General features: G+C 64.0%; 26 protein-coding genes and 1 pseudogene. 12 read left to right on the top strand and 15 right to left on the bottom strand.

Translation table 11 applies throughout. The features are described from left to right. Positions 1-5 precede the first annotated feature (5 nt). The 7 genes from UP09_RS18065 to UP09_RS18095 all read right to left on the bottom strand — a co-directional run bounded on the left by UP09_RS18065 (position 6) and on the right by UP09_RS18095 (position 6417). On the bottom strand, positions 6-593 hold the full coding sequence (locus tag UP09_RS18065; protein ID WP_156164656.1) for a hypothetical protein: 588 nt from the start codon (positions 591-593) through the stop codon (positions 6-8). An 8-nt stretch (positions 594-601) separates the two neighbouring features. Next, positions 602-1078, bottom strand: coding sequence for a DUF1579 family protein (locus tag UP09_RS18070; RefSeq protein ID WP_044539602.1), 477 nt, complete (start codon positions 1076-1078; stop codon positions 602-604). A 2-nt stretch (positions 1079-1080) separates the two neighbouring features. Beyond that, positions 1081-2277, bottom strand: a complete 1197-nt coding sequence (gene sucC / locus UP09_RS18075) for an ADP-forming succinate--CoA ligase subunit beta (RefSeq protein ID WP_044539603.1) — start codon at positions 2275-2277, stop codon at positions 1081-1083. 168 nt (positions 2278-2445) lie between these two features. Next, on the bottom strand, positions 2446-3414 hold the full coding sequence (mdh, locus tag UP09_RS18080) for a malate dehydrogenase (RefSeq protein ID WP_044539604.1): 969 nt from the start codon (positions 3412-3414) through the stop codon (positions 2446-2448). 194 nt (positions 3415-3608) lie between these two features. After that, the gene (gene zapE, locus UP09_RS18085) at positions 3609-4796 is read right to left on the bottom strand and encodes a cell division protein ZapE (RefSeq protein ID WP_044539605.1); all 1188 of its coding nucleotides are present in this window, start codon (positions 4794-4796) and stop codon (positions 3609-3611) included. 269 nt (positions 4797-5065) lie between these two features. After that, a complete protein-coding gene (gene thpR, locus UP09_RS18090; RefSeq protein WP_044539606.1) occupies positions 5066-5602 on the bottom strand; it encodes an RNA 2',3'-cyclic phosphodiesterase in 537 nt (178 codons plus the stop codon). A gap of 167 nt (positions 5603-5769) precedes the next feature. Further along, a complete protein-coding gene (locus UP09_RS18095) occupies positions 5770-6417 on the bottom strand; it encodes an arylesterase (RefSeq protein WP_044539607.1) in 648 nt (215 codons plus the stop codon). Between the two features lie 55 nt (positions 6418-6472). Here UP09_RS18095 and UP09_RS18100 point away from each other — a divergent pair, with 55 nt between their 5' ends. The 4 genes from UP09_RS18100 (at position 6473) to UP09_RS18115 (ending at position 11400) form a co-directional block, all read left to right on the top strand. Further along, positions 6473-7192 carry an ABC transporter ATP-binding protein gene (locus tag UP09_RS18100; RefSeq protein WP_044539608.1) on the top strand — a complete coding sequence of 240 codons (720 nt, stop codon included), beginning with the start codon at positions 6473-6475 and terminating at the stop codon, positions 7190-7192. Further along, positions 7189-9759, top strand: a complete 2571-nt coding sequence (locus tag UP09_RS18105; RefSeq protein ID WP_044539609.1) for an ABC transporter permease — start codon at positions 7189-7191, stop codon at positions 9757-9759. Before UP09_RS18100 ends, UP09_RS18105 begins: the two co-directional genes overlap by 4 nt. Positions 9760-9993: 234 nt before the next feature. Further along, positions 9994-10785: a Bax inhibitor-1/YccA family protein gene (locus tag UP09_RS18110; protein WP_044539610.1), complete on the top strand. Its 792-nt coding sequence runs from the start codon at positions 9994-9996 to the stop codon at positions 10783-10785. 84 nt (positions 10786-10869) lie between these two features. Next, positions 10870-11400 (top strand): GNAT family N-acetyltransferase, encoded by a 531-nt coding sequence (locus tag UP09_RS18115; protein ID WP_044539611.1) that lies wholly within the window; start codon positions 10870-10872, stop codon positions 11398-11400. Positions 11401-11404: 4 nt separating this feature from the next. On the opposite strand, the gene UP09_RS18120 is transcribed toward UP09_RS18115, so the two are convergent. The 3 genes from UP09_RS18120 to acnA form a co-directional block, all read right to left on the bottom strand. Continuing rightward, positions 11405-11776, bottom strand: coding sequence for a DUF2794 domain-containing protein (locus tag UP09_RS18120; RefSeq protein ID WP_044539612.1), 372 nt, complete (start codon positions 11774-11776; stop codon positions 11405-11407). Positions 11777-12277: 501 nt separating this feature from the next. Next, positions 12278-13039, bottom strand: a complete 762-nt coding sequence (locus UP09_RS18125; RefSeq protein ID WP_044539613.1) for a DUF1223 domain-containing protein — start codon at positions 13037-13039, stop codon at positions 12278-12280. Positions 13040-13285: 246 nt separating this feature from the next. Continuing rightward, the gene (acnA, locus tag UP09_RS18130; RefSeq protein ID WP_044539614.1) at positions 13286-16006 is read right to left on the bottom strand and encodes an aconitate hydratase AcnA; all 2721 of its coding nucleotides are present in this window, start codon (positions 16004-16006) and stop codon (positions 13286-13288) included. A gap of 236 nt (positions 16007-16242) precedes the next feature. Between acnA and ccmA the strand changes: the two genes are divergently transcribed. From ccmA to UP09_RS18155, 6 genes and pseudogenes are all read left to right on the top strand, one after another. Continuing rightward, positions 16243-16677: heme ABC exporter ATP-binding protein CcmA (gene ccmA / locus UP09_RS18135; protein ID WP_245302043.1), on the top strand; the 435-nt coding region annotated here is incomplete at its 3' end. A gap of 1 nt (position 16678) precedes the next feature. After that, positions 16679-16840 (top strand): annotated as a pseudogene (locus UP09_RS38570) (heme ABC exporter ATP-binding protein CcmA); the annotation flags it as partial. Then, positions 16837-17505 (top strand): heme exporter protein CcmB, encoded by a 669-nt coding sequence (gene ccmB / locus UP09_RS18140; protein ID WP_044539615.1) that lies wholly within the window; start codon positions 16837-16839, stop codon positions 17503-17505. The pseudogene UP09_RS38570 and the gene ccmB, both read left to right, overlap by 4 nt. A gap of 75 nt (positions 17506-17580) precedes the next feature. Continuing rightward, positions 17581-18324, top strand: coding sequence for a heme ABC transporter permease (locus tag UP09_RS18145; protein WP_044539664.1), 744 nt, complete (start codon positions 17581-17583; stop codon positions 18322-18324). 4 nt (positions 18325-18328) lie between these two features. Then, the gene (gene ccmD, locus UP09_RS18150) at positions 18329-18508 is read left to right on the top strand and encodes a heme exporter protein CcmD (protein WP_044539616.1); all 180 of its coding nucleotides are present in this window, start codon (positions 18329-18331) and stop codon (positions 18506-18508) included. Further along, complete coding sequence (locus UP09_RS18155; RefSeq protein WP_044539617.1) at positions 18505-19098, top strand: DsbE family thiol:disulfide interchange protein; 594 nt, start codon at positions 18505-18507, stop codon at positions 19096-19098. The genes ccmD and UP09_RS18155 overlap by 4 nt, the downstream gene beginning before the upstream one ends. Before the next feature lie 133 nt (positions 19099-19231). On the opposite strand, the gene UP09_RS18160 is transcribed toward UP09_RS18155, so the two are convergent. Then, positions 19232-19834 carry a septation protein A gene (locus UP09_RS18160; RefSeq protein WP_044539618.1) on the bottom strand — a complete coding sequence of 201 codons (603 nt, stop codon included), beginning with the start codon at positions 19832-19834 and terminating at the stop codon, positions 19232-19234. Further along, positions 19834-20781 carry a signal recognition particle-docking protein FtsY gene (ftsY, locus tag UP09_RS18165; RefSeq protein ID WP_044539619.1) on the bottom strand — a complete coding sequence of 316 codons (948 nt, stop codon included), beginning with the start codon at positions 20779-20781 and terminating at the stop codon, positions 19834-19836. Before ftsY ends, UP09_RS18160 begins: the two co-directional genes overlap by 1 nt. A 49-nt stretch (positions 20782-20830) precedes the next feature. On the opposite strand from ftsY, the gene UP09_RS18170 reads away from it, so the two are divergent. Beyond that, positions 20831-21544, top strand: a complete 714-nt coding sequence (locus UP09_RS18170) for an RluA family pseudouridine synthase (RefSeq protein ID WP_044539620.1) — start codon at positions 20831-20833, stop codon at positions 21542-21544. A gap of 170 nt (positions 21545-21714) precedes the next feature. Beyond that, entirely contained in the window at positions 21715-22848 is a 1134-nt protein-coding gene (locus tag UP09_RS18175) for a DUF2336 domain-containing protein (protein WP_044539621.1), read from the top strand. 123 nt (positions 22849-22971) lie between these two features. On the opposite strand, the gene UP09_RS37685 is transcribed toward UP09_RS18175, so the two are convergent. The 3 genes from UP09_RS37685 to dapF all read right to left on the bottom strand — a co-directional run bounded on the left by UP09_RS37685 (position 22972) and on the right by dapF (position 26099). Continuing rightward, complete coding sequence (locus UP09_RS37685; protein WP_156164657.1) at positions 22972-23490, bottom strand: hypothetical protein; 519 nt, start codon at positions 23488-23490, stop codon at positions 22972-22974. Positions 23491-23825: 335 nt separating this feature from the next. After that, the gene (gene mtaB, locus UP09_RS18185; protein ID WP_044539623.1) at positions 23826-25109 is read right to left on the bottom strand and encodes a tRNA (N(6)-L-threonylcarbamoyladenosine(37)-C(2))-methylthiotransferase MtaB; all 1284 of its coding nucleotides are present in this window, start codon (positions 25107-25109) and stop codon (positions 23826-23828) included. A gap of 120 nt (positions 25110-25229) precedes the next feature. After that, positions 25230-26099 (bottom strand): diaminopimelate epimerase, encoded by an 870-nt coding sequence (gene dapF / locus UP09_RS18190; protein ID WP_044539624.1) that lies wholly within the window; start codon positions 26097-26099, stop codon positions 25230-25232. Positions 26100-26146 lie beyond the last annotated feature (47 nt).

Consider the following 26146-nt stretch of genomic DNA (forward strand, 5'->3'; position numbering starts at 1 on the left):
TGAGGTCATCGAACGGAGGCCTTGCAAGCATCCGATGTGCGTTCCATGAGCAATTCGGTCGTCTTCTGGTTGGATGTATTGAAACTCACGAACATCAGAGACAAGCAACCGCCCTTCGTATCCCGGCTAGCCATGACTTGCGCCCCCCGGGAATCTGATTTGTCGGGGCGCTTCGTCATTCCCGAAAGACGCGGATCGCGCATGAGGCCTTCGAACGCCGCATCCAATTGCCGGATCGGCGTCGGCCGTCCGACAAACAGCTTGCAACTGAATATCGCCTTGCTCGGCGCGGTGGCTGGCGAGCCAAAGAACTCGAAACTAAGATTGGTTTTGGCTTGCTTATAAGACACTACTTCCGAATCAGCATCTCCGTCGCGATCACTCTCGGAAAACTCCCGCTCTTTCAGCAGGCCTTCAAGTTTGGCCGGTTCGAAAATCGCCGAGGGGCAAACAATCGAGAACTCGCGAGCCCACGCGCTAACATCATTGCCTGCGAACGCAGACGGAACAACTGGCAGGCCAGCCACAGCAGATACCAGAACGGCCTGGGTCGCCTTGCTCCATCTGCACCGCATTTCCAAAACCTCGGCCAAGCGGCGCCTCAGTGGATACGCCGATACGTGCCGGTGAGCACGTCGGCCCACCCTTCCGCGTCAGGCGAGAACTGGATCTTCATGTTGTAGGTGTTGTCGTCGACCACCTCGTAGACGTGGCGGGCGTTGCCGCGCAGCGAGCCGCGCACCAGGATCAGCGACTTGTTGATCCAGCCGCCGGAGGCCGGAGACGGCGGGTAATAGCCAAGCGAGTCGTGCCAGAACAATCTGTAGGCCCGGTCGTCGCGGTCGTAGGTGAAGACGCCGTGCGTGGCAAAGCTCTCCTTGCCGTCGCGCGTCTGCACGCTGTCCTGGATTAAATAGAAACCGTTGAGCGCGATCCGCGCGACGACATTCGATGTGGCCGGACCGCCCGCGGTCCAGCGCGATGGAAAAACCGTCTCTTCGCCGTTCCACTCGCCAGCGAAGACCGCGAGCTTGCGGTGTTCCTCCAGCGGCGTCGGGGCGTCGAGATGATCGACCATCGCTAGCCTCCCTTGACGGCTTTCACGATCTTCTGTGCAGCGTCATCGAGATTGTCGGCGGGCACGACGTTGAGGCCGCTTTCGCGGATGATCTTCTTGCCCAGTTCGACATTGGTGCCTTCGAGACGCACCACCAGCGGCACCTTGAGGCCGACCTGCTTCACCGCGGCAACCACGCCCTCGGCGATCACGTCGCACTTCATGATGCCGCCGAAAATGTTGACCAGGATGCCCTCCACGGCGGGATCGGCGGTGATGATCTTGAAGGCGGCTGCGACCTTCTCGGCGGTGGCGCCACCGCCGACGTCGAGGAAGTTGGCCGGCGCCATGCCGTAGAGCTTGATGATGTCCATCGTTGCCATGGCAAGGCCGGCGCCGTTGACCATGCAGCCGATATTGCCGTCGAGCGTGACGTAGTTGAGGTCGAATTTCGACGCCTCGATCTCCTTGGCGTCTTCCTCTGTCTCGTCACGCAGCGCCACCACGTCGGGATGGCGGTAGAGCGCGTTGCTGTCGAACGACACCTTGGCGTCGAGCACGCGAAGCTGGCCCTGCTTGGTGACGACGAGCGGATTGATCTCGAGCATCGCCATGTCCTTGGCGACGAACGCGGCATAGAGCTGGCCGGTCAGCTTCTCGGCCTGCTTGGCGAGATCGCCGGTCAGTTTCAGCGCCTGCGCGACGGTGCGGCCATGATGGGCCATGATGCCGGTCGCGGGATCGACCGAGAAGGAGATAATCTTCTCCGGCGTCGAATGCGCGACTTCCTCGATGTTGACGCCGCCCTCGGTCGAAACCACGAAGGAGACTTCGGAGGTCTCACGGTCGACCAGGATCGAGAGATAGAACTCCTTGTCGATGTCGGAGCCGTCCTCGATGTAGAGGCGGTTGACCTGCTTGCCGTGCGGGCCGGTCTGCACCGTGACCAGCGTCGCGCCGAGCATCTGCTTGGCGAATTCATCGACCTCGGCGACCGATTTGGCGATGCGGACGCCGCCCTTGTCGCCGGCGGAGGCTTCCTTGAACTTGCCCTTGCCGCGGCCGCCCGCATGGATCTGGCTCTTCACCACCCAGATTGGCCCGGGAAGCTGCTTGGCGGCCGCGTCGGCCTCCCCCGGATTCAGCACCGGCACCCCGCGCGAGATCGGCACGCCGAATTCATGCAGCAGTGCCTTGGCCTGGTATTCGTGGATATTCATGGAAAGACGCTCCCAAACCTTCGCGCGGCGAACTTCGTCGAATTCACGTCAGCCTTGGAATTGGCATACCATATACCAAGACAGGCGCAATCCAAAAGTATCCGGAATTTCATCACGTTGCGCCCGACAGACGATTGAATACGCCTATCGGGCCATTGCCAAGCCAGATTACTTGCCGAGCAGATCGGGCGCGATCTTCTTGCAGGCGTCGACCAGGCCCTGCACCGAGGCAACCGACTTGTCGAAGGCTTCCCGATCCTTGCCGGTCAGCTCGATTTCGACGATGCGCTCGATGCCCTTGGAGCCGATTACGGTGGGCACGCCGACATACATGTCCTTCACGCCGTACTCGCCGTTGAGGTAGGCGGCGCACGGCAGCACGCGCTTCTTGTCCTTGAGGTAGCTCTCGGCCATCGCGATCGCAGAGGCCGCCGGCGCGTAGAAGGCAGACCCGGTCTTGAGCAGGTTGACGATCTCGGCGCCGCCATTGCGGGTGCGGTCGACGATCTCGTCGATGCGCGCCTGCGAGGTCCAGCCCATCTTGACGAGGTCTGGGAGCGGAATGCCGGCGACGGTGGAATAGCGGGTCAGCGGCACCATGGTGTCGCCATGGCCGCCAAGCACGAAGGCGGTGACGTCTTCGACCGAGACGTGGAATTCGTCGGCCAGGAAATAGCGGAAGCGCGCGGAGTCGAGCACGCCGGCCATGCCGACCACCTTCTTGTGCGGCAGGCCCGAAGCCTTCTGCAGCGCCCACACCATCGCGTCCAGCGGGTTGGTGATGCAGATGACGAAGGCGTCGGGGGCGTACTTCTTGATGCCGGCGCCGACCTGCTCCATGACCTTGAGATTGATGCTCAGGAGATCGTCGCGGCTCATGCCGGGTTTGCGCGGCACGCCGGCGGTGACGATGCAGACCTTGGCGCCGTCGAGCGCTTCATAGGAATTGGCGCCGACCAGGTTGGAGTCGAAGCCGTCGACCGGCGACGACTGCGCGATGTCGAGCGCTTTGCCCTGCGGCACGCCTTCGGCGATATCGAACAGCACGACATCGCCCAGTTCCTTGAGGCCGACGAGGTGCGCCAGCGTTCCGCCGATCTGTCCGGAGCCAATCAGAGCAATCTTGTCGCGTGCCATGGGAAATCAGTCCTTTGAACTGGTAGCGGGAGGGAGAGAAGTCGGTTGCAAGGGTGGTTATCCCTTTCGAATGATACGTTCAAGTCGCGGCCTGCCCAATTGTCGGCCCTGCCCGGAATTCGATCAGGCATGCCAGCAACGTCCGGCCCCAACGCACGAAAAGTTGCTCCGGACGCCGCCGTGGCCGGCCGCGTTCAGGTCTCGACCAGACCGCTCGACGAGCCGCTTGCGGCCGAGTCTTTGCGACCATGCGGCAACGCTAGGTAGGATTCCGAGCTCATTTCGATCAGACGCGACGACGTCCGCTTGAACTCCATCGCCTCGATGCCGTCGGTGGCGAGGTACAGCGACACCGGATCGGCGGCCGCCGAGGCCATCAGCTTCACGGCATTGTCATAGAGCGTGTCGATCAGCGAGATGAAGCGCTTGGCGGCGTTGCGCTCGGCGTAATCCATCACCGGAATGTGGTCGATCAGGATGGTGTGGTAGTCGTGCGCGAGCCGCAGATAGTCGGACGCGGCCAGCGGCTTTTCGCAAATATCCGCGAAGCCAAAGCGCGCGACGCCGTGGGACGAGCACGGCACGTGCAGGACACGCCCCTTGATCGCGATGTCGCGCGCCTTGCACGGCGCGTTGCCGGTCATCTTGCGCCAGGCCGCGTCGATCGCGGCATCGGCCGCAGCATCATCAGGCACCAGCCACATCTTCACGCCGACCAGTTTTTCCAGCCGAAAGTCGGTGCGCGCATCGAGCCGCAGCACGTCCATATGGTCGGAGATCTGCGCGATGAACGGCAGGAACAGCGCACGGTTGAGCCCGCCCTTGTAGAGATCGTCAGGCGCAACGTTCGAGGTCGCAACCACGACGGTGCCGAGATCGAACAGCTTGGTGAACAGCCGCCCGAGGATCATCGCATCGGCGATATCGGTGACATGGAATTCGTCGAAGCAAAGCAGCCAAGCCTCGTCGAAGATCGCATGTGCGGTGAGCGCGATCACATCGCCATCCGCGATCTCGCCGCGTGCGATCTGCTGGCGATAGAAGTAGATGCGCTCATGCGCTTCCGCCATGAACTCGTGGAAATGCGCGCGGCGCTTGTGCTCGACCTGGCTCTGCTGGAAAAACAAATCCATCAGCATGGTCTTGCCGCGGCCGACCTCGCCATGGACGTAGAGTCCGCGCGGCGGCTTGTCGTCCTTGTCGCCGCCGAACAGCCGACCGAGCAGGCCCTGCTTGCGGTGAGGCTTGTAGCTCGCAAGCCGCTCCTCGACCGCGCCAAACGCCTCGGCGGCAAGCGCTTGCGCCGGGTCAGCCTCGATCGCGCCGGAGGCGACCAGGGCCTTGTAGTGCTCAAGAAAGGAACTGGGCGAAGTGGAGAGCATGGGCCCACCTTACGGCCCTACTGCGCGGGAAATTGCAAGCCGAGAATTTTACCGACGGGTATGCACTTCCCCCCTCGCCCCGCGCTTGCGGGGAGAGGGTCGGGGTGAGGGGCTCTCTCCACCCGACGTGGTCTGTCGATAGACCTGTACCCCCTCACCCGGATCGCATCTTCGATGCGACATAGCCGAAGCGCCGCTTCGGCGTTCTTAACGACGGCCGCCGAAGGCGGCCTATGCCTCTCCCCGCAAGCAGGGCGAGGTGAAGAGCCTCACGCGCAGAGCGCGTAGGAATCCTCGACCACGTAGGGACCACCGCCGGTCGAGGCTCGCGACGAGAACAGCACGAAACGGTCCGCCAAGAAGGTCCGGCTCGGGAAGTAGCCGCGCACGGACAGATAGTCCGCGACGTCCTGGCTCGAAGCGTCGTGCAATCGGGCGAGCGTGATGTGCGGCGTAAATTTGCGACCCTCCGGATCGAGCCCGATCCGCTGCATCATCCGTTCGAGTTCGGCCTGCAGTTCGATCAGCGGCCGACTAGGCTCGACGGCGGCAACCACCGCGCGCGGCTTTCGTCCGCCGAAGGTCGACAATCCCTGCAGCTTGACCTCGAACGGCTTGCGATTCACCCGAAACAGCAACGACGCGATCTCGTTGGCGAACAGGCCATCGATATCGCCGATGAAGCGCAGAGTGACGTGATAATTTTCGGGATCGATCCAGCGTGCGCCCGGAAGGCCGCCACGCAAATTGGAAAGGGTCTGGCCGATCTCGGCCGGAATTTCCAGTCCAGTGAACAGACGAGGCATCGCAACAATCCTCGATGCGGTGGCGCGAGTTTTGGGAGCCCGCGCTCTGTTTCAACCCGGTGACGAATCACCGATATCTATTTGTACCCGAGTTATGTGACTCTGCGAAGCATGAGCTGTTAACAGCTCGTAAACCTACGGAGAGAACGCGGCGCATCGCCTATTTTTCAACTGCGTTGCCCTGATAATGCGCCGAGAAATGCCTGCACCGTGGGCAGCATGTTGTTCACGACGATATCCACACCCTCGGCCGTCGGGTGCATGCCGTCAGCCTGGTTGAGCTTGGCGTCGGCCGCGACGCCGTCGAGGAAAAACGGATAGAGCGGCACGCCGAGAGATTTCGACAGATCAGGATAGATCGCGTTGAACTTGGCCGCATAGTCGCTGCCGTAGTTCGGCGGCGCGAGCATGCCGCACAGAAGCACCGCGATCTTGCGCGCCTGCAACTTTGTGATGATGTCGGACAGTGCTGCGCGGGTGACCGCGGGATCGGTGCCGCGCAAGGCGTCGTTGGCGCCAAGCTCGACAATCACGGCGTCGGTTCCATCGGGCACCGACCAGTCGAGCCGGTCGCGGCCACCCGAGGAGGTGTCGCCGGACACCCCGGCGTTGATCATGTCGACCTTTATCCCCTTGGCTTCCAACGCCTTTTGCAGGCGAACCGGAAACGCCGCCGCCCCCGGAAGGCCGTAGCCTGCGCTCAAGGAGTCGCCCAGGACCACCATTTTGATCGGTCTCGCGGTGCCTGCGGTCTGCGCCAGCGCTGGTGCGCCTGTCGCCGTCATCAAGCCCATAAGCAACACGAGTATGTGCACGACAATTCCCAACCGGCCCTCGACCGCAGCAGCGGAAGTGCCATATGACCGAACCATGGACAGTCTCATCGAACCCTCTTCACTGACCGGCATCGAGCCGGACACCATTTCCGTCAGCAACATCAATCTCTCGCTCGGCACCGGCGCGGCACGGGTTCATATCCTCAAAGATATCAGCCTTCGTGTGGCAGCGGGCGAAGCCATCGGCTTGATCGGCCCGTCGGGCTCGGGCAAGTCGACCTTGCTGATGGTGATGGCCGGGCTGGAACGTCCTGACAGCGGTGAGGTGGTTGTCAACGGCACATCGTTCAATGCCCTTGACGAAGATGCGCTCGCGCGCTTCCGCGGCCGGCAGGTCGGCATCGTCTTCCAGTCGTTCCATCTGATCCCGACCATGACGGCGCTGGAGAATGTCGCAGTGCCGCTCGAACTCGCTGGCATCGACGATGCGGCGGCGCGCGCCGCGCAGGAGCTGCAATCGGTCGGCCTCGGTGAACGGCTGCATCACTATCCGACGCAACTCTCCGGCGGCGAGCAGCAGCGCGTGGCGCTCGCGCGCGCGCTGGCGCCCGATCCAGCGATCCTCGTTGCCGACGAGCCGACCGGCAATCTCGATGAGGCAACCGGCAAGCAGATCGTCGACCTGCTGTTCACCAAGCACGCCGAACGCGGCATGACGCTGGTGCTGGTGACGCACGACACCTCGCTCGCACAGCGCTGCGACCGCGTGGTGCGGCTGCGCTCCGGCCGCATCGACGGACACTCCGCGACATGAACATTGCGTCCGAAGTCGCGGTCCAGCGCCGCGCGTCGTCGCTTGCCTTCCGTTACGCGCTGCGCGAACTGCGCGGTGGCCTGCGCGGGTTTTACGTCTTCATCGCCTGCATCGCGCTCGGCGTGATGGCAATTGCCGGCGTCGGTTCGGTCGCTGCAAGCCTTGCTGATGGCCTGTCGCGCGAGGGCCGCACACTGCTCGGCGGCGACGTCGCATTCTCGCTGATCCAGCGCGAGGCCAAGCCGGACGAGGTGGCATTCTTGCGCACGCGCGGCGAGGTCTCGGTCGCGGCGACGCTTCGCGCCATGGCCCGCAGCAGCGACGGCAAGCTGGCGCTGGTCGAGCTCAAGGCCGTCGACAACAAATATCCGATGCTTGGCGAGCTGACGCTCGAGCCGAACATGCCGCTCGCCGATCTCCTCGCCGAGCGCGACGGCGCCTATGGCGCGGCCGCCGATTCAACCTTGCTGGCACGGCTCGACCTGAAGCTCGGCGACCGCGTCACCATCGGCAGCGCGACCTACCAGATCCGCAGCGTGGTCGTGGCCGAGCCGGACAAGCTCGCCGGCGGCGTCGGCCTCGGGCCGCGCTTCCTGGTCAGCGAAGCGAGCCTGCGCGCCACCGCGTTGCTGCAGCCGGGCAGCCTGGTGCGATGGATCTATCGGGTGAAACTCCCCGATGGCGCCAACGATGACCGCGCCACCACCGCGCTGATCGACGGCGCGCGGAGCGCGGCGCCCGAAGCCGGCTGGGAAGTCCGCAGCCGCAGCAACGCCTCGCCGCAGCTCGAACGCTCGATCAGCCGTTTCACCCAGTTCCTGACCCTGGTCGGCCTCGCCGCGCTGCTGGTCGGCGGCGTCGGCGTCGCCAACGCGGTGAAGAGCCATATCGACCGTCGCCGCGACGTCATCGCCGCCTTCAAGGCGCTGGGTGCCACCGGCCGCGACGTCTTCACGATCTACCTCACCCAGGTGGTGGTGCTGGCCGGGATCGGCTCGGTGATCGGGCTCGCGCTCGGGGCGTCGCTGCCCTTCGCCATCGTCGGCCTGTTCGGCAAATTGCTGCCACTGCCGGTGGTGCCGGCGGTGCATCCCGATGAGCTCGCGCTCTCCTTCATCTATGGCCAGCTCACCGCGCTGGCCTTCGGCCTGTGGCCGCTCGGCCGGGTGCACGACGTACCCGTGGCGGCGCTGTTCCGCGAGACCGTGACCAGCGAATGGCATCGTCCGCGCTGGAGCTATCTCGCGCTGATGGCGGTGGTGATCGCGCTGCTGATCGCGGTCGCGATCGGGCTCGCCTATGACAAGCGGGTCGCCTCCGCATTCGTCGTTTCCTCGATCGCGGTGTTCCTGCTGCTGCGCGGGGTTGCCGCAATCCTGATGGCCGTGGCGCGGCGGCTGCCGCGTAGCCGCATCACCATGCTGCGGCTGGCGATCGCCAATATCCACCGCCCGGGTGCGCTGACACCGTCGGTCGTGCTGTCGCTGGGCCTCGGCCTCGCCGTGCTCGTCACCATCACCCAGATCGACGGCAATTTGCGCCGCCAGTTCATGGCGGCGCTGCCGGAGCGGGCGCCCTCGTTCTTCTTCATCGACATCCCCTCCACCGAAGCCGACCGCTTTGGCGCCTTCCTGAAGCAGACGTCACCCGATTCCACCGTCGAGGACGTGCCGATGCTGCGCGGGCGCATCGTCGCCGCCCACGGCGTCAAGGCCGACCAGCTCAAGCCGAATGTCGATTCGGAATGGGTGCTGCAGAGCGACCGCGGCCTGACCTACACCGGAGAGGTCCCCAAGGGCTCGAAGGTCGTCGAGGGCGAATGGTGGGCGCCCGACTATAGCGGGCCGCCGCTGGTCTCGCTGGAAAAGAAGATCGCCGACGGCCTTGGCCTGAAGATCGGCGACGAGATCGTCGTCAACGTGCTCGGCCGCGACATCCCGGCGAAGATCGCCAATCTGCGCAACATCGACTGGCAAGGGCTGGGCATCAACTTCGTGCTGGTGTTCTCGCCGAATGCCTTCAAGGGCGCGCCGCACAGCCATGTCGCGACCCTCACCGAGGCCCACCCGGGTTCCACCGACGATGCCCGCATCGTCAAGCAGGTCGCCGACGCCTTCCCGATGGTGACGAGCGTGCGCGTCCGGGAAGCGCTGGAGACCGTCGGCGGCGTCGTCAACAACCTCGTGCTGGCGATCCGCGGCGCCAGCGCCGTGACGCTGATCTCGGCCATCCTGGTGCTGGGCGGCGCGCTCGCCGCCGGCCACCGCCACCGCGTCTACGACGCCGTGATCCTCAAGACGCTCGGCGCCACGCGGGCCCGGCTGCTCGGCGCCTACGCGCTGGAGTATCTGATGATCGGCTTTGCAACCGCCGTATTCGGGGTCATTGCCGGCTCGATCGCGGCCTGGCTGATCGTCACGCGGCTGATGACGCTGAGTTTCATCTGGCAGGCCGGCAGCGCCGCGCTGGTCGTGGTCGCCGCGCTGGTCGTCACCGTGGGGCTGGGCTTGGCCGGAACACTGCTTGCACTGAACCAGAAGCCAGCCTCGGTGCTGCGGAATTTGTGACAATTTGTAGCGGCGGTTAACGCTGCTTTTTGCTGCAAATGCTTGATCGTAGCGACATTCAGCCGCGCGTGGAAGCTTGTGCTGGATGTGCTACTTTCCCACATATCAACCAGGTCGGATGGCCAGCTTGATGACAGGGAATTAATGTTCCGCAAACCGGGCCATCTGAGATAGATTTACGACCGGCGCCGCAAATCCCTTGCGCTCCACCGGGACAAACACGGGAATTCGACCATGTCGGACCTAGACCGCAATTACGCTTCTCCTTTCGGCCGGGCCGCCGGGCGCACTGACGCTGCGGCCGTCGACGCCGGTCTGCGCGCCTACATGCTGCGCATCTACAACTACATGAGCATCGGCCTGGCCATTACCGGCCTGGCCGCGCTTGGCGTCTACATGGCAGCCGTAACCGGTGACCCGTCGGCCGCCGTCGCGAAGTTCGGCAACGCCTATCTGACGCAGTTCGGCTACGCGATGTTCGTCAGCCCGCTGAAGTGGCTGTTCATCCTCGCCCCTCTGGTGATGGTGTTCGTCATCTCGGCCGGCATCAATCGCCTGCAGCCCGCGACCGCCCAGATGCTGTTCTGGGTGTTCTCGGCCCTGATGGGCCTGTCGATGTCGTCGATCTTCCTGGTGTACACGCACACCTCGATCGTGCGGGTATTCTTCATCACCGCGGCGACGTTCGGAGCGCTCAGCCTGTACGGCTACACCACCAAGCGTGACATGAGCGGCATGGGCTCGTTCCTGTTCATGGGCCTGATCGGCATCATCATCGCGAGCCTGGTCAACCTGTTCCTCGCGAGCTCGGTGCTGCAGTTCATCGTCTCCGTGGTCGGCGTGCTGGTGTTCGCGGGCCTCACCGCCTGGGATACCCAGCGGTTGAAGAACGACTACATCTATGGCTACGCCTCGCAGGGCGGCGTGGCAGCGGAACGCGCGGCAATCACTGGCGCACTCTCGCTCTACCTGAACTTCATCAACCTGTTCACGCTGCTCCTGCAGCTGCTCGGCCAGCGCGACTAACGCTCAAAGCCGATCGGATCAATCGAAGCCCCGGCCTCAGCGCCGGGGCTTTTCTTTTGCGCAAGGCAAAAATAGTCTCGCAGCATGTCCGACGTAGAGATCAGGCCCACCACCGAGGCGGACCTCCCCTCCATCACCGCGATCTATGAGCATGCGGTGCGCTTCGGCACCGCGACCTTCGAGCTGATCCCGCCTGACCTCGCCGAGATGACCCGCCGCTACAGGGCGCTGGTGGATGGCGGCTTCCCCTATTTTGTCGCCGTGCTCGCCGGCCGTGTGGTGGGCTATGCCTATGCCGGCCCGTACCGACCGCGGCCGGCCTACCGCTTCACGGTTGAGAACTCCGTCTATCTGGACCCGGCGAGCCATCGCCGCGGCATCGGCCTGCAGCTGATGGAACGCCTGATCGCCGAGTGCGAGGCGCGCGGCTTCCGGCAGATGATCGCGGTGATCGGCGATTCCGCCAATGTCGGCTCGATCAGCCTGCACCGCAGATGCGGCTTCGAGATGGTCGGGACGCATCCCAGCGTCGGCCTGAAGTTCGGCCGCTGGCTCGACACCGTGATGATGCAGCGCGCGCTCGGCGAAGGCGCGACGACGGTGCCGGCGGATTAAGAGGCTATACCAGCGCCAGCTTGCGGTCGATCACCAGCAGCACGCGCTCCAACTCGTGGCCACGGCGCAGGATCAGACCGGTCGCCGAGATCACGCTGTACATGCCCTGCTTGCGCGCGAGCCGCGGATCCTTCTCGATCCGGTAGATCGGCATTTCGGATGCGCGCCGAAACACCGAGAACACTGCGCGGTCCTTCAGGAAGTCGATCGCATAATCGCGCCACTCGCCGTCGGCGACCATGCGGCCATAGAGATTGAGAATGCGGCTGAGTTCAAGTCGATTGAACGTCACGCGGTTGGGCTGAGGGGCCGCAGCGGCGGGGCGCGCTACGGCGCGATTCCCGCTCGGATCCGTATCCTCCGACATCAAGCTCATCCAGCGCCTCCTGTCAGCTCAGCGACGATCTCGATCCGAAACCGGTGTCCCCTTTTCGGGATCGTCACGCCGCTGACATGATCGCGCTAAGTCTGGAGCCCCGCAAGGGCCATTCGCAACGCAACCGGCTCCGAACCATCCCGGGGCGCGACGGATTGTCCCGCAAGGGGTCACGGGAACGTTAGCGGAATCATATTACTGCCCCACTTCCGCCCATCGCCCGCCCCGCTGGCCTGCGAGAAGATAATCCTGCGTTGACCCGGTCCTTTCGGTTCCGGATTCCTCAGCCCCCAGCCCCCCGGGGCCGTCGGGATCGGGTCTGTTCGCAGGGGAGTTAATCCCAACACTGGGCCAACGAAAGTTGGTCCTTTTTGTTTTTGGGACACCCCGCCACTCAGGCGTGATCGAGCGCCAAGCCCGATGGCGGCTCTGCCTCAATTTGTTTCTGGATGCATGTCGGCGCCGACGTCTCACAACGACGCGGCGCGACCGATGAAGCTGCTAATGCAGTGAGGTGAATGCTGCACCGAGCATTGCGCCCGGCTTGTCGCGATTGCCGTCCTGGACATAGACCGCCGCGGCATCGACGCCATCGCGCGTGATGTTCTCGAGCGGCACGGTCCAGCTGCCCGACGAACCGTTCCAGTCACCGACCTTCAAGAGATTACGCACCACATTGTGGTAGGTGATTTCCTGGCCGCGATTCTCGCCACGCGAGATCGAGATCGGCACCGACTTCGAGATCGAGCAGATCCAGACTTCGCCCCGCGCCGCCGTGGGCGACTTGGCCGCCGCCACCGAAACGTTGATTTGCTTGCCCGTCAGCGTCATCGTCACCGGCACCGACATCACGCCAGCGCTCTTCTCAGTGTCCTTGATCGCGCTCTCGATGCTGGCGCGGTCGCTGCCGATAACATGCGCGGAGCCGTTGACCACGGCCTGCGGCGTGTAGACGTCGCGATCGCCGCGCATATGCGAATAGGCTTTCTGACGCGCGCTGAAGCGGGAATCGGCCAGCGTGTCCTTCCAGCCGAGATAATCCCAATAGTCGATCGGCATGCTCAGCGCGATGACGTTGGGATCCTTCGCGAGGTCACCGATGACCTTGTCCGCGGGCGGACAGGATGAGCAGCCTTGCGAGGTGAAGAGTTCAATGACGGCCCGCGGATCGGCGTGAGCGGGGCGGATGATCGCGACAATCGCGCAGATACCAAGAGCGCTGGACCATCGCGAAATAGAATTATAGGCCATCATCGCTGTCATACTGCGAACCAGTCGTGATGATTTCTATCCGTATTTGTACGGGGCATCAGATTGTCCCTTAGACGGCGTGCCCCAGAACGCGAGAAAGCGGCCTTTTCATAGGCCGCCTTCTTTTTAGCCGCTACTCACTAAGCAGTGAGGCACCGATCACAAATCCGCGTTGGAGCGTGATCCGGAAAAGTGTGAAGCGGTTTTCCCCGCGACAAACGCAAGCGTTTGCGCGGAGATCATGCTCAAACAAACGGCCTAAGCCGCGAGTTTGCGCAGCACATAGTGCAGGATGCCACCATTGCGATAGTAATCGAGCTCGTCGAGCGTATCGATGCGGCAGAGCAGCGGGACGTCCCTCTTGGCACCGTCATTGGAGACGATTTCGGCCGTCAGCGTCTGACGCGGTTTCAAATCACCCTGGAGACCGCGGATCGTGACCTTCTCGTCGCCCTTCAGGGCGAGCGAAGACCAAGAGGTGCCCTCCTGGAAGGTGAGCGGAAGCACACCCATGCCGACCAGGTTGGAGCGGTGGATGCGCTCGAAGCTCTGGCAGATCACCGCACGCACGCCGAGCAGGCGCGTGCCCTTCGCGGCCCAGTCGCGCGACGAACCGTTGCCGTATTCAGCGCCGGCGAACACCACCAGCGGCACGCCTTCCTCCTGGTACTTCATCGCGGCGTCGTAGATCGGCATCTGCTCACCGTCGGGCCAATGCTTGGTCAGGCCGCCTTCCGGGATGTTGCCGTCGGCGCCCTTCAGCATGAAGTTCTTGATGCGGATGTTGGCAAAGGTGCCGCGCATCATGACTTCATGGTTGCCGCGCCGCGTCCCGTACTGGTTGAAGTCGGCGGGACGCACCTGATGTTCGCTGAGGAACTTGCCGGCGGGCGAGGTCAGCTTGATCGAACCGGCCGGCGAGATGTGGTCGGTGGTGATCTTGTCGCCGAACATTGCAAGGATCCGCGCGTCGACCACGTCCTTGATCGGCTCGGGCTCCTTCTTCATGCCTTCGAAGTAGGGCGGGTTCTGCACATAGGTCGAGCTCATGTTCCAGCGATAGGTCTCGCTTTCGACGGTCTTGATCTTGCGCCAGTTGGTATCGCCCTTAAACACGTCGGCGTACTTCTTCTTGAAGATCGTCGCGGTGACGAACTTCTTCATGTAGGCGTTGATCTCCTTGGTCGTCGGCCAGATGTCCTTCAGGAACACCGGCTTGCCGTCCTTGCCGATGCCGATCGGCTCGACCGCGAGATCCTTGGTGACGGTGCCGGCAAGCGCGTGCGCCACGACCAGCGGCGGCGAGGCGAGGTAGTTCGCCTGCACGTCGGGCGAGACGCGACCTTCGAAGTTGCGGTTACCCGACAGCACGGCGGCGGCGACGATGCCGTTGTCGTTGATCGACTTCGAGATATCTTCCGGCAGCGGGCCGGAGTTACCGATGCAGGTGGTGCAGCCGAAGCCCACCAGGTTGAAGCCGACCTTGTCGAGATCGGTCTGCAGGCCGGAATTGGCGAGATATTCCGCCACCACCTGGCTGCCGGGCGCGAGCGAGGTCTTCACCCACGGCTTGGCCTTCAGGCCCTTGGCAGCCGCGTTGCGCGCAAGCAGGCCGGCACCGATCAGCACGCTCGGGTTCGAGGTGTTGGTGCAGGAGGTGATCGCGGCGATCACGACGTCGCCATGGCCAAGATCGAAGTCGCGGCCTTCGACGGGGAAGCGCTTCTGCTCGCCCTCGGGCTTCTTGTACTCGTTGACCAAAGAGGTCGCGAAGCCGGACGCCACCGCCGGCAGCGCGATGCGGCCTTCGGGGCGCTTCGGTCCAGCCATCGACGGCACGACGTCGGCGAGGTCGAGCGTCAGCGTGGTGGTGAACACCGGATCGGCCGACTTGGCGGTGCGGAACAGGCCCTGCGCCTTGGCATAGGACGTCACCAGCTTGACGCGATCAGCCTTGCGGCCCGAGGTCTTCAGGTAATCGAGGGTCGCGGCATCGACCGGGAAGAAGCCGCAGGTCGCGCCGTATTCAGGCGCCATGTTGCCGATGGTCGCCTTGTCCGCAACCGAGAGGAAGTCGAGGCCCGGGCCGAAGAACTCGACGAATTTGCCGACCACGCCCTGCTTGCGCAGCATCTGGGTGACGGTCAGCACGAGGTCGGTCGCGGTCACGCCTTCCTTGAGCTGGCCCTTGAGCTTGAAGCCGACAACCTCCGGCAGCAGCATCGACAGCGGCTGGCCGAGCATGCAGGCTTCCGCCTCGATGCCGCCGACGCCCCAGCCGAGCACGGCAAGGCCGTTGACCATCGTGGTGTGCGAGTCGGTGCCGACGAGCGAATCCGGATAGGCGACCTCGAAGGTGCCGGTCTTCTTGCCGACCGTCATCTTCTCCTTCTTGGTCCAGACCGTCTGCGCGAGATATTCGAGATTGACCTGATGGCAGATGCCGGTGCCGGGCGGCACCACCGAGAAGTTCGAGAACGCCTTCTGGCCCCACTTCAGGAACTCGTAGCGTTCCTGGTTCTGCTTGTATTCCTCGACGACGTTCTTGCCGAACGCCTTGTTGTCACCGAAGAAGTTGACGATCACCGAGTGGTCGATGACGAGATCGACCGGCACCAGCGGGTTGATCTTCTCGGCGTCGCCGCCGAGCTTCTGCATCGCGTTGCGCATCGCCGCGAGATCGACCACGGCCGGAACGCCGGTGAAGTCCTGCATCAGCACGCGCGCCGGGCGGAAGGCGATCTCGTGCTCGAGCTGGCGCTTCTTCAGCCACTTCGAGAACGCGACGATGTCGGCCTTCTTGACGGTGCGGTCGTCTTCATTGCGGAGCAGGTTCTCCAGCAGAACCTTCATCGAGTACGGCAGCTTCGAAATGCCCTTCAGTCCGTTCTTCTCTGCCGTGGGCAGGCTGTAATAGACGTAGGTCTTGCCACCGACCTTGAGGGTCTTGCGGCATTTGAAGCTGTCGAGCGATGTCATGCGAGGGATCCCAATTTCTCAGTTATACCCGGCAAGGGTATTTGAACACCGTTGGCCGACACCGGCCAGAGGTTGGCCTGGTGACTTGCGGCCGCCGATCGTGTGCTGCATCAAGTTCCGGGCTTATAGAATCTTTCTAGAAGCACCGCCACACCGACAAGCGTGCGACAGCGTTGCGCGACCCAAAAATTCTCACACGGTAGCCAAAGATTTCAGAGGGCTGTGACAGGGCAAGCATGCGGCTCTCGGGGCAAAATCTGACATGCGTGCGCGGCGGCCGCGAGGTATTTTCCAGCCTCGATTTTTCGGCCGCCTGCGGCAACGCCCTGGCCGTCACCGGCCCCAACGGCTCAGGCAAAACCTCGCTGCTGCGCATGGTTGCCGGCCTGCTGGTTCCCGCAGAGGGATCGATTGCGCTCGAGGGTGGCGAGGCCGAGCTGAGCCTGCCTGAACAAGCCCACTATCTCGGCCACCGCGATGCGCTGAAGCCAGCGCTGACCGTGCTGGAAAATCTCTCCTTCTGGCGGGAATTCCTCGGCGGCGAGGCGCAGGACGCCCGGCAATGCCTTGGCGCCGTGGCGCTCGACCACGCCACGCATCTGCCGGCGGCTTATCTGTCGGCCGGCCAGCGCCGCCGCCTGTCGATCGCACGTCTGCTCGCGGTACGGCGGNTGGCTGCTGGACGAGCCGACATCGGCGCTCGATGCCGCCGGCCAGGAATTGTTCGTCGGGCTGATGCGCGATCATCTCAGCCGCGGCGGCATCATCGTCGCGGCGACCCACATGCCGCTTGGGATCGAGGCCCATGACCTGCGGATGGGGGGCACAGGATGAGCGCGCTTGCCGCCCTGATCCGCCGCGACATCAGGATTGCGCTCCGCGTCGGCGGCGGGGCGCTGATCGGGGTGCTGTTCTTCCTCACCGTCACCGTGCTGATGCCGTTCGCGGTCGGGCCTGATCTCGCGTTGCTGTCGCGGCTTGGCCCGGCCATCCTCTGGCTCGGCGCGCTGCTGGCGAGCCTGCTGACGCTGGATCGCCTGTTCACGGCCGACCACGAGGACGGCTCGCTCGACCTGATCGTGATGAGCCGGACGCCGCTGGAACTGGCCTGTGCAGCCAAGGCGCTGGCGCATTGGCTTGCCGCCGGCCTGCCGCTGATCATTGCGACACCCGTGCTCGGCCTGTTGCTCAACCTCGACAGCGCGGCGACGCTGGCGGTGGCGCTGACGCTGCTTGCGGGAACACCGGCGCTGACCTTCACCGGCATGATCGGCGCGGCACTGGCCGTCACGCTGCATCGCGGTGGCTTGCTGCTGGCGGTGCTGGTGCTGCCGCTGTCGATTCCGGTGCTGATCTTCGGCGTCGCAGCATCGCAGGCCGCGATCACCGGACCGATGTCGTTTGGAACGCCATTCTCGATCCTCTGCGCGCTGTCGCTGGTCAGCTTCGTGGTCGGACCATTCGCGGCAGCGGCGAGCCTTCGGCACGGGCTGGACTGAGATGTAACAGATCAATTCTCGACGAGAACGATGCGGCCAATTGCCTGCGACACATCAGACGATTATCAGGGTGCCATGACGCTGACAGCGACGCTGACCGACCTCGCCAACCCGACCAAGTTCCTGGCGCTGACCGCGCGCATCCTGCCGTGGCTGGCGGGCGCGACCGCGATCCTGCTCGCGATCGGCCTCTATCAATCGGCGATGGCACCCGACGACTACCAGCAAGGCGCCACGGTGAAGATCATGTTCATCCACGTGCCGAATGCATGGCTGTCGATGTTCGTCTGGGGCGTGATGAGCCTGGCGGCGCTCGGCACGCTGGTGTGGCGGCATCCGCTGGCCGACGTCGCCGCGAAGGCCGCGGCGCCGATCGGGGCCGCCTTCACCTTCCTCGCGCTCGTCACCGGCTCGCTGTGGGGCCGGCCGATGTGGGGCACCTATTGGGAATGGGATGCGCGGCTGACCTCGGTGCTGATCCTGTTCCTGATGTATCTCGGCCTGATGGCGCTGTGGCGCGCGGTCGAGGACCCCTCGCGCGCGGCGCGGGCGGCGGCGATCCTCACTTTGGTCGGCGCAATCAACATCCCGATCATCAAATTCTCGGTTGATTGGTGGAACACGCTGCATCAGCCGGCCTCCGTGCTCCGCATGGGCGGGCCGACGCTCGACAAGGCGTTCCTGTGGCCGCTGCTGGTGATGGCGATCGCGTTTTCGCTGCTGTTCATCACGTTGCATCTGGCGGCGATGCGCAACGAGATCCTGCGTCGCCGCGTCCGCAGCCTGCAGATGATGCAGGCCAGCCAGAAGGCGGCATGACGCGATGTCGCTTGGCCCTTACGCTTCCTTCATCGTGACATCCTACGCGCTGGTGACGGCGGTGGTGGTGCTCTTGATCGTCTGGATCATCGCGGACTACCGCCGGCAGCAGGCGCGCTTAAGGGAAATCGAGGCCAGCGGCGTCACCCGCCGCTCCGGCCGCAGTGCGGCGGATATCCGATGAGTGAACAGGCGACAAATCCTCCGCCGCAGGGCCGCCGCTGGCTGCTGGTGCTGCCGCTGATCGTCTTCGCTGGGCTCGCGGGGCTGTTCCTGCTGCGGCTCTATGGCGGCGATCCCTCGCGAATCCCGTCGGCGCTGATCGGCCGGCCGGCGCCGCAGACCGCGCTGCCAGCACTCGACGGGCTGGTGAAGGACGGCACGCAAGTGCCGGGGCTCGACCCCGCAATGTTCAAGGGCAAGGTCAGCGTGGTCAATGTCTGGGCGTCCTGGTGCGTGCCCTGCCACGACGAGGCGCCGCTGTTCACCGAGCTCGGCAAGGACAAGCGCTTCCAGATCATCGGCATCAACTACAAGGACGCGCCCGACAATGCGCGACGCTTCCTCGGCCGCTACGGCAATCCGTTCGGCCTCGTCGGCGTCGACGGCAACGGCCGCGCCTCGATCGAGTGGGGCGTCTACGGCGTGCCCGAGACCTTCGTCGTCGGGCGCGAGGGCAAGATCGTCTACAAGCTGGTCGGCCCGGTGACGCCTGACAACGTCAACAGCGTGCTCAAGGCCGAGATCGAAAAGGCGCTCGCGGCGGGGAGCTAGAGCATGATCCGGAAAAGTGTGCAGCGGTTTTCCGAAAAGATCATGCTCAAACAAAAAGATAAGACCGCGTTGCCAAAATATCGAAAACAACCCCATGCAAAGTAGCCGGCGGCGGACGGCGTTCGACCTCTAGCTAGTGGTTCCGAACATCACCCGCCTCCGCCTCGCTTGCCTCCAGCGAGGCCGGCTCGAGGTGATAGCGCTTGGTCAGCGGCATCTGGGCGATGGCGAAGATCATGGTCAGCGGCGTCACGCCGAACACCTTGAAGTTGACCCAGAAATCCGTCGTCTGCGTACGCCAGACGATCTCGTTCAGAACTGCCATGCCGGCGAAGAACAGCGCCCAGCGCAGGGTGAGGACACGCCAGCCCTGCGGCGTCAGATTGAACATCTGGTCGAACACGACGGCAATGAAGGAGCGGTTGAACAACAGCCCGCCGCCGAGCACGGCCGCGAACAGGCTGTAGATGATGGTCGGCTTGACCTTGATGAAGGTCTCGTCATGCAGCACCAGCGTCAGCGTGCCGAACACGAGCACGACCGCGCCGGTGACCAGCGCCATGATCGGGACGTGCTTGGTCACCACATAGGACGCGATCATCGCAACGACGATGGCGACCATGAATGCGCCGGTTGCAACGAACAAATGAAACTTTGCGTTGGCGATGAAGAACACGAGCAACGGCCCGAGCTCGGTTGCAAGCTTGAACAGCGGATGCGGCTGGGTCTTGTCCATCAATCCTCGATCCCGGCAATCGCCTTGGCAAAATCTTTCGCGGCGAATGGCGCAAGATCCTCGACACTCTCGCCGACGCCGATGAAGTGCACCGGCAGTTTATGCTTCTCCGACAGCGCGACCAGGATGCCACCGCGCGCGGTGCCGTCGAGCTTGGTCATCACGAGGCCGGTGACACCTGCCGTACGACGGAATGCCTCGACCTGCGACAGCGCATTTTGTCCCACCGTGGCGTCGAGCACGAGCAGCACCGCATGCGGCGCCGACGCATCGACCTTCTTGATGACGCGCACGACCTTCTCGAGCTCGTTCATCAGCTCGGTCTTGTTCTGCAAGCGGCCCGCCGTGTCGATCAGCAGCACATCGCGCTGCTGCTCCTTCGCCGCGGTCAGCGCACCGAAGGCGAGGCTTGCGGAGTCCGAACCTTGGGCAGCTGATATGACCGGCGACTTGGTGCGCTCGCCCCACACCTTGAGCTGCTCGATCGCCGCGGCGCGAAACGTGTCGCCGGCGGCGAGCATCACCTTGCGGCCCTCGGCGGAGAGTTTCGCGGCGAGCTTGCCGATCGTGGTGGTCTTGCCGGAGCCGTTGACGCCGACGACGAGGATGACGAACGGCTTCTTCGACGCATCGATCTCCAGCGGCTTCGCCACCGGCGCCAGCACCTTCTCGACCTCGGTCGCGACCACGGCCTTGACCTCGTCGGCGGAGATCGCCTTGTCGTAGCGGCCCTTGCCGACCGCATCCGCGATACGCGCCGAGACCTCGGTGCCGAGATCGGCGCGCAGCAGCACATCCTCGATATCATCGAGCATAGCGCGATCGAGCTTGCGCTTGGTGACGAGATCGGCAACCGCCGTCCCCAGCGCCCCGGAGGTCCGCTTCAGGCCGCCGGTCAGCCGTTGCCACCAGCTCAGTTTGGGAGTTCCCGCAATGGTATCGTTCATGGCGCGCGTGTGTTAGCCGTTTCGCTTCCCAAACGAAAGTCTCGACGAATTGATCGATGTTCCCCAATTGTCCGCGGAAGACATCCAGGCGCGCGTGCTCCACCGCGACGGGCTGATGCTGGTGATCGACAAGCCGGCCGGACTGCCGGTGCATCGCGGCCCCAAGGGCGGCGCCAATCTGGAAGCATCGTTCGACGCGTTGCGGTTCGGACTGCCGCGGCCGCCCGTGCTGGCGCATCGGCTCGACAAGGATACTTCGGGCTGCCTGGTGTTGGGACGCCACCGCAAGGCGACCGCCTCGCTCGGGCTGCTGTTCAAGCACGGCAGGATTTCGAAGACCTACTGGACGGTGGTCGAGGGCGGCCCCACTGAGGATGAAGGCACCATCGACATGCCGCTCGGCCGGCTCAACGCCGAACGCGGCTGGTGGCAGAAGCCGGACCCGGATGGGCAGAAGGCCGTCACCAACTGGAAGGTCCTCGGGCGCGGCCAAATCCTCACGCAAGACCTCACCTGGCTCGCGATGGAGCCGGTCACCGGCCGCACCCATCAGCTCCGCGTGCATTCGTCTGCCACCGGCTGGCCGATCGTCGGCGACAATATCTATGGCAACGGTCCGCGCTTCGGCGAGCCAACCCTGCATCTGCACTCCCGCGAGATCGGAATCCCGATCTCCAGGAACAAGGATCCGGTGCGCGTGGTCGCACCGGTGCCGCAGCACATGCAGGACCGGCTGCGGGCCTGCGGCTGGAACGGCGAGTAGATTCCTGTTTTGACGCGTTTTCTTCACGCGAACCGGTGCCCACTTCGCTCGAAAACGCTCCGATATCCGGGAAATTACGGTCCGTTATCCTTTACGGAACGTTCAGGGCCATCCGGTAGACCTGCAAGCTGGCTTAGAACAAGCGCACCGGGACGGGCTCAGGACGAGCAATGCATCATGTCGGGCAGGCCATTGTCGATGAGGTCGAAACAGCGATCCGCGGCGGTTCGGCCGAAAAATGCATAGCGACGGCCAAGCGCGTCACCGACCTTTTCCTCGCATCCGCCGGCGGCTTCAACAGCGAACAGATCGAGCTGTTCGACAATGTGCTGGAGCGACTGGTCAAGACCATCGAGCTCCGCGCTCTTGCCGACATCAGCGCCCGGATGGCGCTCGCCGAGATCAGCGAACAGCTTGCGCCGGTCAAGCAGGCGCCGCCCACAATCGTTCGCCGGCTGGCGCGGAATGACGAGATCCGGATCGCACGGCCAATCCTGCAGGAATCATCGCGCCTGAGCGCAGAGGATCTGATCGAGATTGCGCAGACCAAGAGCGAGCAGCATCTGCTCGCCGTGGCCGGCCGCTGGTGGTTGAAGGAGACCGTCACCGACGCGCTGCTGGCACGTCGCTTTGCGAGCGTGAGCCGCCGGGTGGTCAGCAATCCCGGCGCCAAGGTGTCGGCGAGCGGGTTTGTGGTCATCCTCGCCCAGGCCGAGTACGACCCTGATCTGGCGGTCGAGACCGGCGTCCGCGCAGACCTGCCGTCCGAGCTCCGCCTTCAGCTCCTGCACGATGCGACCGAAGAGGTTCGCAGCCGGTTGCTGGAACGCGCGCCTGCGCATCTGTTCGAGGAGATTCGCCACGCGATCGCCGCGGTCGCCGCCGGCGTCGAGCGCGACATGTCGCGGGTCCGCGACTTTACCGCAGCCAGACGTCACGTCGCGAAGCTCAAGGACAGCGGCGAACTGAATGAAGCGGCGTTGCTTGGCTTCGCCAGGCAGCGAAAATACGAAGAGACCGTCGTTGCGCTGGCGCATCTGGCGCGATCGAGCGTCGAGGTGATCCGCCCCCTGATGCAAAGCCTCCACGGCGAAGGTCTGCTGGTGCCCTGCCGAGGTGCCGGACTGACCTGGGAGACAACGGCCGCGATTATGGAATGTCGCTATTCGACGGGCGCGATGGCGCCAGCCGAACTGGCCAAGGCCAAGGGCCAGTTCGCGAAGATCACGCGCGACAACGCCGACCGGCTGCTGAGGTTCTGGCAGGTTCGCACGGCGCAACCGCCGAAGCCGGGCGGGCATTGAAATATTCACCAGCGATCCAGTATTCGAGAGGCAGCGGTGATTGAGCCGAGAAGCCGCGGCTTACTGGGTCACCCGGTCGGAGGCCGCTAACTGACGCGGCCTCAACGATGGGCTGGAGCGGAACTAATTGCCGACGGTCATCTGCGCGTCGAAGGTTGCCGCCGCCGTCACGTTCGCAGCTGCGGTTGCGGCATCCTGAGCATAGCCCGCGTTCGCAGCATCCATCGCGCTCTGCTCTTGCTGAGCGGCCCAATCATTATTCTCGGTCGCCGTGTCAGCAGCCTCGTTATCGCCGCCGCCTATCGAAATATTGACACTCGGGCCAGTGTAGGAGCGCTGCGCCACCGCTTGCTCCGCCGCGCTCGGCGGATCCTGAACGACGTTTGTATATTCGAAGTGCCAACCGCGCGAGAGCATGCAGCTCTTAAAGGCGGGGATGTCATGGACTGCCGTCCGGCTCTCGCCAGATGCTGCGTAGCAAGCGTTGACGGCTGTATTGTAGACCGCGTCGCTACGCGCATGTCCGTGCGGACGGATGGTGTCGCGGTACATTGACTCGCCGTGGGTCGAAGCGCTGGCGCTCGAAGCCAGCCCGGTTGTCAAAACTGCAATGACAAGCGTCAATTTTGTCAGCGTTTTCATGGCCGTTTCTCCTTTAGAACCCGCCGTCATAGGTTGAGGCTGGGGCGGCCCAAGGTTCACAAAATCCAGCATCGTAGTGTTCGCTTCCATGGGTGGCTGGCGACGGCAAGTTGGTTCGAGAAAAGAGATTACAAGTTGGATAGGAATCCGGGGAGACGGGTGCTTATCCATGCGGACAAAGCGCCGAAGCGAATGCGGTAAAAGCTCGCCCATTGCTCTCCTTGGAGAAGGTTGCCAGAACGCGTCAATGGCTAATGGCAATGGCTTTCGTGAGTGCCACAAGATCGCGAATCACTTCAATGGAAGTTGCGGACGAGGCGTCCGCCTAGGCGTGCTCACCTCACTGCGTCGACCGATCCGATCAGACGCGCGCCGTCATGGCCGGTCACGGTGAACGGTCGCACGGTGCCTGGGATCTCTTCACTGATCGCAACGGGCAGGAAATGCTCGGTACGGCCCTGCATGTCGCTCTCGATCAGCACCTCTCTGACGGCGCCGACCTCCGCCACGAGCCGCCGTTGCAGCGCGGCTTCGCCTGCCGCGCGCAGACGCCTCGCACGTTCCTTGATCGCGCCACCTTCGACCTGCGGCATCCGCGCGGCCGGCGTTCCCGGACGCTTCGAATAGGGGAACACATGCAGGAAGGTGAGATCGCATTCCGCGACCAGATCGAGCGAGCGAGCGAACATCTCTTCGGTCTCAGTCGGAAAGCCCGCGATGATGTCGGCGCCGAAGGCGATGTCCGGCCGCAGCCGGCGCAGCTGCGCGCAGAAATCGATCGCATGCTTACGCGAATGCCGGCGTTTCATTCGCTTGAGGATCATGTCGTCGCCGGACTGCAGCGACAGGTGCAGATGCGGCATCAGCCTGATGTCGTCGGCGATCACGTCGAGCAGATCGCGGTCGGCCTCGATCGAATCGATCGATGAGATGCGCAGTCGCTTCAACTCGGGCACGTGCCGCAGGATCTGCCTCGTCAACTGGCCGAGCTTCGGCGCGCCCGGCAGGTCGGCGCCGTAGCTGGTGAGATCGACGCCGGTCAGCACGATCTCGGCATGGCCGCGTTCGACCAGGGTACGAACCTGATCGACCACCGCCCCCATCGGCACCGAGCGCGAATTGCCGCGGCCATACGGGATGATGCAGAAGGTGCAGCGATGATCGCAGCCGTTCTGCACCTGCACGAACACCCGCGGCAGGCCGCGCGCGAATCCGTCGAGCAGATGCGGCGCCATCTCGGTCACCGCCATGATATCGGCGACCGCGACTTTCTCGCTGTTGCCGATGCCGAAGGGCGCATCGAACGCCGCGCGGGTCTCGCGCCAGGCGTCGCCGCGCATCTTCTCGTCATTGCCGAGCACGCGATCGACCTCGGCCATCTCGGCAAACATCCCGGCTTGGGTCTGCGCGGCGCAGCCGGTGACGACGATGCGCGCGGCGGGACGCTCGCGCTTCAGCTTGCGGATCGATTGCCGGGCCTGCGCCACCGCCTCGTTGGTGACGGCGCAGCTGTTGATGACGATGGTCTCAGTCAAGCCGGCCTGCTCGGCCTCGCGGCGGATCACCTCGGATTCGAACGCATTGAGGCGGCAGCCAAAAGTGACAATCTCGACGCCCATGACCGATCCCTTGGCGGTCAGGCGACGCTAAAGCGCGATGAGATTTCATGAATCATCATCGCGCTTTAGCTCCCTTTTTTAGCATGATCTTTTCGGAAAACCGCTTCACACTTTTCCGGATCATGCTGTGGCGAACAGCGCCGGGTCGAAGCGACCTTCATATTCGAATTCGGCGGTGCCGGTCATCAGCACGTGATCGTCGCGCTCGCGCCACTCGAGGCCGAGCTTGCCGCCGGGCAGCGTGATCTCGACGATGCGGTTGGCGCGCTTCAGCCGCGCGGCGGCGACCGCGGTCGCGCAGGCCGCCGACCCGCAGGCCCTGGTCAGGCCCGCGCCGCGCTCCCAGGTGCGCATCGTGATGTGGTCGCGATCGACGATATGGGCGAGCGTGATGTTGGCGCGTTCCGGAAAGATCGGATGATTTTCCAGCAGCGGCCCGAAGCGCTCGAGGTCGTAGGCATTGATGTCCTCGACCCAGAAGATCGCATGCGGATTGCCCATGCTGACCACCGACGGCGAGTGCAGCACCGGATTGTCGATTGGCCCGACCTGCAGCTCGATATAGCGGGTGTCGCGGAATTCCTCGGCGAGCGGGATGTCCTGCCAGCCGAACTTCGGTGCCCCCATGTCGACCGTGTAGAGACCCGGCGCCGGCCCCTGCCAGCAATTGAGCAGGCCGGCGCGGGTCTCGAAGGTCGCCGTGGTCTGACCGGTTGTCTCGAACAGGCGGCGCACCACACAGCGCATGCCGTTGCCGCAGGCGCCGGCTTCCGAGCCGTCATTGTTGTAGATCTTGATGAAGGCCTCGGTGCCATCGAGCCGCGGCGGCTGCAGCACCATGAGCTGGTCGTAGGGCACGCCGGCGGGCGAGGCCACCGCGCGCGCCTCCGCTGCCGAAACCTGCGCTTTGGAATCGCGCAGGTCGACGACGACGATCTCGTTGCCGATGCCGTTCATCTTGGCAAAGGCATGGTTGGCGAGCGTGCTCATGGAATTTCCCAACTTCCGCCCGGTTATATGGCGAGTGATGGCGGGTT

Source organism: Bradyrhizobium sp. LTSP885, assembly GCF_000938305.1.
GTDB lineage: Bacteria > Pseudomonadota > Alphaproteobacteria > Rhizobiales > Xanthobacteraceae > Bradyrhizobium.

Excerpts from the sequence above, each read along its gene's own strand:
- UP09_RS18070 (WP_044539602.1), bottom strand. The coding sequence starts at position 1,078 with ATGGTCGATCATCTCGACGCCCCGACGCCGCTGGAGGAACACCGCAAG.
- sucC (WP_044539603.1), bottom strand. The coding sequence starts at position 2,277 with ATGAATATCCACGAATACCAGGCCAAGGCACTGCTGCATGAATTCGGC.
- mdh (WP_044539604.1), bottom strand. The coding sequence starts at position 3,414 with ATGGCACGCGACAAGATTGCTCTGATTGGCTCCGGACAGATCGGCGGA.
- zapE (WP_044539605.1), bottom strand. The coding sequence starts at position 4,796 with ATGCTCTCCACTTCGCCCAGTTCCTTTCTTGAGCACTACAAGGCCCTG.
- thpR (WP_044539606.1), bottom strand. The coding sequence starts at position 5,602 with ATGCCTCGTCTGTTCACTGGACTGGAAATTCCGGCCGAGATCGGCCAG.
- UP09_RS18100 (WP_044539608.1), top strand. The coding sequence starts at position 6,473 with ATGGACAGTCTCATCGAACCCTCTTCACTGACCGGCATCGAGCCGGAC.
- UP09_RS18105 (WP_044539609.1), top strand. The coding sequence starts at position 7,189 with ATGAACATTGCGTCCGAAGTCGCGGTCCAGCGCCGCGCGTCGTCGCTT.
- UP09_RS18110 (WP_044539610.1), top strand. The coding sequence starts at position 9,994 with ATGTCGGACCTAGACCGCAATTACGCTTCTCCTTTCGGCCGGGCCGCC.
- UP09_RS18115 (WP_044539611.1), top strand. The coding sequence starts at position 10,870 with ATGTCCGACGTAGAGATCAGGCCCACCACCGAGGCGGACCTCCCCTCC.
- UP09_RS18120 (WP_044539612.1), bottom strand. The coding sequence starts at position 11,776 with ATGAGCTTGATGTCGGAGGATACGGATCCGAGCGGGAATCGCGCCGTA.
- UP09_RS18125 (WP_044539613.1), bottom strand. The coding sequence starts at position 13,039 with ATGACAGCGATGATGGCCTATAATTCTATTTCGCGATGGTCCAGCGCT.
- acnA (WP_044539614.1), bottom strand. The coding sequence starts at position 16,006 with ATGACATCGCTCGACAGCTTCAAATGCCGCAAGACCCTCAAGGTCGGT.
- ccmB (WP_044539615.1), top strand. The coding sequence starts at position 16,837 with ATGAGCGCGCTTGCCGCCCTGATCCGCCGCGACATCAGGATTGCGCTC.
- UP09_RS18145 (WP_044539664.1), top strand. The coding sequence starts at position 17,581 with ATGACGCTGACAGCGACGCTGACCGACCTCGCCAACCCGACCAAGTTC.
- ccmD (WP_044539616.1), top strand. The coding sequence starts at position 18,329 with ATGTCGCTTGGCCCTTACGCTTCCTTCATCGTGACATCCTACGCGCTG.
- UP09_RS18155 (WP_044539617.1), top strand. The coding sequence starts at position 18,505 with ATGAGTGAACAGGCGACAAATCCTCCGCCGCAGGGCCGCCGCTGGCTG.
- UP09_RS18160 (WP_044539618.1), bottom strand. The coding sequence starts at position 19,834 with ATGGACAAGACCCAGCCGCATCCGCTGTTCAAGCTTGCAACCGAGCTC.
- ftsY (WP_044539619.1), bottom strand. The coding sequence starts at position 20,781 with ATGAACGATACCATTGCGGGAACTCCCAAACTGAGCTGGTGGCAACGG.
- UP09_RS18175 (WP_044539621.1), top strand. The coding sequence starts at position 21,715 with ATGCATCATGTCGGGCAGGCCATTGTCGATGAGGTCGAAACAGCGATC.
- UP09_RS37685 (WP_156164657.1), bottom strand. The coding sequence starts at position 23,490 with ATGAAAACGCTGACAAAATTGACGCTTGTCATTGCAGTTTTGACAACC.
- mtaB (WP_044539623.1), bottom strand. The coding sequence starts at position 25,109 with ATGGGCGTCGAGATTGTCACTTTTGGCTGCCGCCTCAATGCGTTCGAA.
- dapF (WP_044539624.1), bottom strand. The coding sequence starts at position 26,099 with ATGAGCACGCTCGCCAACCATGCCTTTGCCAAGATGAACGGCATCGGC.